The sequence below is a fragment of the Chryseobacterium antibioticum genome (assembly GCF_012927325.1).
Taxonomy (GTDB): domain Bacteria; phylum Bacteroidota; class Bacteroidia; order Flavobacteriales; family Weeksellaceae; genus Chryseobacterium; species Chryseobacterium antibioticum.
Genome location: NZ_JABBGI010000060.1, coordinates 1 through 5,670 on the forward strand (window position 1 = coordinate 1; position 5,670 = coordinate 5,670).

The 5,670-nt window shown below is 46.0% G+C and carries 2 tRNA genes and 3 rRNA genes; all 5 read right to left on the minus strand.

Annotation, left to right across the window (positions count from 1 at the left end):
* Window positions 1-45 precede the first annotated feature (45 nt).
* Window positions 46-153 (minus strand): 5S ribosomal RNA (gene rrf, locus HHL23_RS22120).
* A gap of 156 nt (window positions 154-309) precedes the next feature.
* Window positions 310-3,073 (minus strand): 23S ribosomal RNA (locus tag HHL23_RS22125).
* A 158-nt stretch (window positions 3,074-3,231) separates the two neighbouring features.
* Window positions 3,232-3,305: transfer RNA gene (locus tag HHL23_RS22130), tRNA-Ala, on the minus strand.
* Window positions 3,306-3,390: 85 nt separating this feature from the next.
* Window positions 3,391-3,464: transfer RNA gene (locus HHL23_RS22135), tRNA-Ile, on the minus strand.
* A 218-nt stretch (window positions 3,465-3,682) separates the two neighbouring features.
* Window positions 3,683-5,199, minus strand: a 16S ribosomal RNA gene (locus tag HHL23_RS22140).
* The 16S, 23S and 5S rRNA genes sit together here with 2 tRNA genes alongside, the layout of an rRNA operon.
* Between the last annotated feature and the right edge of the window lie 471 nt (window positions 5,200-5,670).

The window sequence follows — 5,670 nt, forward strand, 5'->3', positions numbered from 1 at the left end:
AAAAAAAAGTCTCATACAAATACATGTATGAGACTTTTTAATAAAAACTGGCGGCGGCCTACTCTCCCGCTTTCGCAGTACCATCGGCGCTGGTGGGCTTAACTTCTGTGTTCGGAATGGGAACAGGTGAGCCCCACCGCTAAAACCACCCTAAAGGATTTATATAAGAGGTTAGATTTTAGTATTTAGAGATTAGTGATATACTAACTTCTAATATCTAGATTCTAACTTCTGATTTTAATCGATAAAAATGTTCACAAAGACAAAACCTTTACTGCGCATAAAAGCTCTCGTTATACAGCAACCATAGGCTATAAATCTACGGGTAATTAGTACTACTCGGCTATGACATTACTGCCTTTACACCTATAGCCTATCAACGTCGTCATCTCCAACGACCCTTAAAAGATGTCTCATCTTGAGGCGAGTTTCGCACTTATATGCTTTCAGTGCTTATCTCTTCCAAACGTAGCTACTCAGCGGTGCTCCTGGCGGAACAACTGATACACCAGAGGTTTGTTCAATTCGGTCCTCTCGTACTAGAATCAAGCCCTCTCAAACATCTAACGCCCGCAATAGATAGAGACCGAACTGTCTCACGACGTTCTGAACCCAGCTCGCGTGCCACTTTAATGGGCGAACAGCCCAACCCTTGGGACCTTCTCCAGCCCCAGGATGTGACGAGCCGACATCGAGGTGCCGAACCTCCCCGTCGATGTGAGCTCTTGGGGGAGACTAGCCTGTTATCCCCGGAGTACCTTTTATCCTATGAGCGATGGCCCTTCCATACGGAACCACCGGATCACTATGTCCTGCTTTCGCACCTGATCGACTTGTTGGTCTCACAGTCAAGCACCCTTATGCCATTACACTCTACGCACGGTTACCAAGCGTGCTGAGGGTACCTTTGAAAGCCTCCGTTACTCTTTTGGAGGCGACCACCCCAGTCAAACTACCCACCACGCAATGTCCTTCTAAAAGAAGTTAGGCTCCAAGTAAGTAAAGGGTGGTATTTCAACAGTGGCTCCACAAACACTAGCGTGCCTGCTTCAAAGCCTCCCACCTATCCTACACATTACTTACTCAAAGTCAATACGAAGTTATAGTAAAGGTTCACAGGGTCTTTTCGTCCCATTGCGGGTACTCGGCATCTTCACCGAGACTACAATTTCACAGAGCTCATGGTTGAGACAGTGCCCAGATCGTTACACCATTCGTGCAGGTCGGAACTTACCCGACAAGGAATTTCGCTACCTTAGGACCGTTATAGTTACGGCCGCCGTTTACTGGGGCTTCAGTCAAACGCTTCGCATTACTGCTAACGCCCTTCCTTAACCTTCCAGCACCGGGCAGGTGTCAGACCCTATACTGCATCTTTCGATTTTGCAGAGTCCTGTGTTTTTGATAAACAGTCGCCTGGGCCTTTTTACTGCGGCCAGCATTGCTGCTGGCGTCTCTTCTCCCGAAGTTACGAGACTATTTTGCCTAGTTCCTTAACCATGATTCACTCTAGCACCTTAGGATTCTCTCCTCGACTACCTGTGTCGGTTTTGGTACGGGTTGCTTCACTTCGGCTTTTCTTGGAAGCACTTTCCCTACAACAACTTCGCCCGAAGGCTAGGTCTTGACTATTCCGTCAGTCTCCAGTAAGTACGGCACTCCGTCCCCTTTTTAGTGTGAGCAAGTATGGGAATATTAACCCAATGTCCATCCACTACCCCTTTCGGGTTCGCGTTAGGTCCCGACTAACCCTCAGCTGATTAGCATGGCTGAGGAAACCTTAGTCTTTCGGTGAGCGGGTTTCTCGCCCGCTTTATCGTTACTTATGCCTACATTTTCTTTTCTGTACGCTCCACAATGGCTCACGCCACTGCTTCTGTGCAAACAGAATGCTCTCCTACCAGATATACCCCTAGGGTATAAATCCATAGCTTCGGTACTCTATTTATGCCCGATTATTATCCATGCCGGACCGCTCGACTAGTGAGCTGTTACGCACTCTTTAAATGAATGGCTGCTTCCAAGCCAACATCCTAGCTGTCAATGCAGTCCAACCGCGTTGCTTCAACTTAATAGAGATTTGGGGACCTTAGCTGTTGGTCTGGGTTCTTTCCCTCTCGGACATGGACCTTAGCACCCATGCCCTCACTGCCGTAGAACATTTATTAGCATTCGGAGTTTGTCAGGAATTGGTAGGCGATGAAACCCCCGCATCCAATCAGTAGCTCTACCTCTAATAAACTTATATACGACGCTGCACCTAAATGCATTTCGGAGAGTACGAGCTATCTCCCAGTTTGATTGGCCTTTCACCCCTACCCACAGGTCATCCGAAGACTTTTCAACGTCAACCGGTTCGGTCCTCCACTCTGTGTTACCAGAGCTTCAACCTGCCCATGGGTAGATCACAAGGTTTCGCGTCTAATCCTGCTAACTAAGCGCCCTATTCAGACTCGCTTTCGCTCCGGCTCCGGACCTTAAGTCCTTAACCTCGCTAGCAAAATTAACTCGTAGGCTCATTATGCAAAAGGCACGCCGTCACCCAACTTGTGGGCTCCGACCGCTTGTAGGCGTACGGTTTCAGGTTCTATTTCACCCTTCTATTCGAAGTGCTTTTCACCTTTCCTTCACAGTACTTGTTCACTATCGGTCTTTCAGGAGTATTTAGCCTTGGAGGATGGTCCCCCCATATTCAGACAGGATTTCACGTGTCCCGCCCTACTCATTTATCATCAAAATATGCCTTTCATTTACGGGGCTATCACCCTCTATGGCTGTTCTTTCCAGAACATTCTATTAAACATATAAAGACTTTTGGGCTAATCCGCTTTCGCTCGCCGCTACTTACGGAATCTCTTCGATTTCTTTTCCTCAGGGTACTTAGATGTTTCAGTTCTCCTGGTTTGCTCTCTAATAAATTAGAGTGACATGTCTTCAACATGCCGGGTTGCCCCATTCGGACATCTGCGGATCAATTCGTGTGTGCCAATCCCCGCAGCTTTTCGCAGCTTACCGCGTCCTTCTTCGCCTCTGAAAGCCTAGGCATCCGCCATACGCCCTTAACGATTTCTTTCCTATTTTTGGTTACTCAAGCGCTTCTATGCGCTCGGTTTTCTCTTTGTGATATTTTTACCGTTAATGTCAATGATCTTAATGTCTTTTCTTCTGTCTGATGAACGAATATTGTTTTTTGGCTCTATCCGTAACTTTTAAATCAAACTTCCAAAACTGTGGAGAATAAGGGAGTCGAACCCTTGACCTCCTGCGTGCAAGGCAGGCGCTCTAGCCAGCTGAGCTAATTCCCCCTCTAGTCAGATGTTAGATGTTAGTAATTAGAGATTAGTAAAAACTAACTTCTAAATTCTAATTTCTAACCTCTATTTCAATTAGTAGTCTCGGGCAGGCTCGAACTGCCGACCTCTACATTATCAGTGTAGCGCTCTAACCAGCTGAGCTACGAGACTTCATTTAGATTTGAGATATCAGACCTCAGACACAAGACTATGTATTGGTCTCCTATCTCTTATCTAGACATCTCTTGTCTCTCGTTCCCTGATACTAATTTCTAGTGGGTTTGTATTTTTTTAATATATAGCAACCAAATAAAAAACTAAAGCTTTACTTTAAGCAGAATCAATGTACATTGCTGTACTAATTTTGTTTATCGTTCTTCAACGCTCTAAAATGAGATGTTCCAGCCGCACCTTCCGGTACGGCTACCTTGTTACGACTTAGCCCTAGTTACCTGTTTTACCCTAGGCAGCTCCTGTTACGGTCACCGACTTCAGGTACCCCAGACTTCCATGGCTTGACGGGCGGTGTGTACAAGGCCCGGGAACGTATTCACCGCGCCATGGCTGATGCGCGATTACTAGCGATTCCAGCTTCATAGAGTCGAGTTGCAGACTCCAATCCGAACTGAGACCAGCTTTCGAGATTTGCATCACATCGCTGTGTAGCTGCCCTCTGTACTGGCCATTGTATTACGTGTGTGGCCCAAGGCGTAAGGGCCGTGATGATTTGACGTCATCCCCACCTTCCTCTCTACTTGCGTAGGCAGTCTCACTAGAGTCCCCAACTGAATGATGGCAACTAGTGACAGGGGTTGCGCTCGTTGCAGGACTTAACCTAACACCTCACGGCACGAGCTGACGACAACCATGCAGCACCTTGAAAATTGTCCGAAGAAAAGTCTATTTCTAAACCTGTCAATTCCCATTTAAGCCTTGGTAAGGTTCCTCGCGTATCATCGAATTAAACCACATAATCCACCGCTTGTGCGGGCCCCCGTCAATTCCTTTGAGTTTCATTCTTGCGAACGTACTCCCCAGGTGGCTAACTTATCACTTTCGCTTAGTCTCTGAATCCGAAAACCCAAAAACGAGTTAGCATCGTTTACGGCGTGGACTACCAGGGTATCTAATCCTGTTCGCTCCCCACGCTTTCGTCCATCAGCGTCAGTTGTTGCTTAGTAACCTGCCTTCGCAATTGGTGTTCTAAGTAATATCTATGCATTTCACCGCTACACTACTTATTCCAGCTACTTCAACAACACTCAAGACTTGCAGTATCAATGGCAGTTTCACAGTTGAGCTGTGAGATTTCACCACTGACTTACAAATCAGCCTACGGACCCTTTAAACCCAATAAATCCGGATAACGCTTGCACCCTCCGTATTACCGCGGCTGCTGGCACGGAGTTAGCCGGTGCTTATTCGTATAGTACCTTCAGCTACTCTCACGAGAGTAGGTTTATCCCTATACAAAAGAAGTTTACAACCCATAGGGCCGTCGTCCTTCACGCGGGATGGCTGGATCAGGCTCTCACCCATTGTCCAATATTCCTCACTGCTGCCTCCCGTAGGAGTCTGGTCCGTGTCTCAGTACCAGTGTGGGGGATCACCCTCTCAGGCCCCCTAAGGATCGTTGACTTGGTAGGCCGTTACCCTACCAACTATCTAATCCTGCGCGTGCCCATCTTTATCCACCGGAGTTTTCAATAAGAACTGATGCCAGTCATTATATTATGGGGTATTAATCTTCCTTTCGAAAGGCTATCCCCCTGATAAAGGCAGGTTGCACACGTGTTCCGCACCCGTGCGCCGCTCTCAAAGATCCGAAGATCTTCTACCGCTCGGCTTGCATGTGTTAGGCCTCCCGCTAGCGTTCATCCTGAGCCAGGATCAAACTCTCCATTGTATGTTTTTCCTGACCCACTCAAAGTTTTTTTTACGCTTTAGTTTTTTCCTTACTTGGTTGTATATTGTATGTCAATGATCTTTTTTCTTTCCGCATGTTATAGAGAATCTTTTCTGTCGTTATGCTCTCTATTTGCGGTTGCAAAAGTAATTATTTATTTCTAAATGACCAAATGTTTTTTGAAGAAAATTTATAAGTTTTTTAAGTAACCCTAACTCCTTCTATCACCTTAATCTTTACTGCTTCTGCGCTCCGTTTAACCGGACTGCAAAGATACAAAATTTTTTAACCCCCGCAACTTTTATCTCTAAAAATTGTAAAAGCTTTTTTCTTCATATCTAAAAGCATTTTCATAAATAGTATCGCTTATCTAAAAGCTCTTCTGTGCTACCAAAGAACTTCCGTTTTTCAGTGGGGCAAAGATAACAACTTATTAATACGCAAAACAAACTTATTTAACATAAAGTTCAT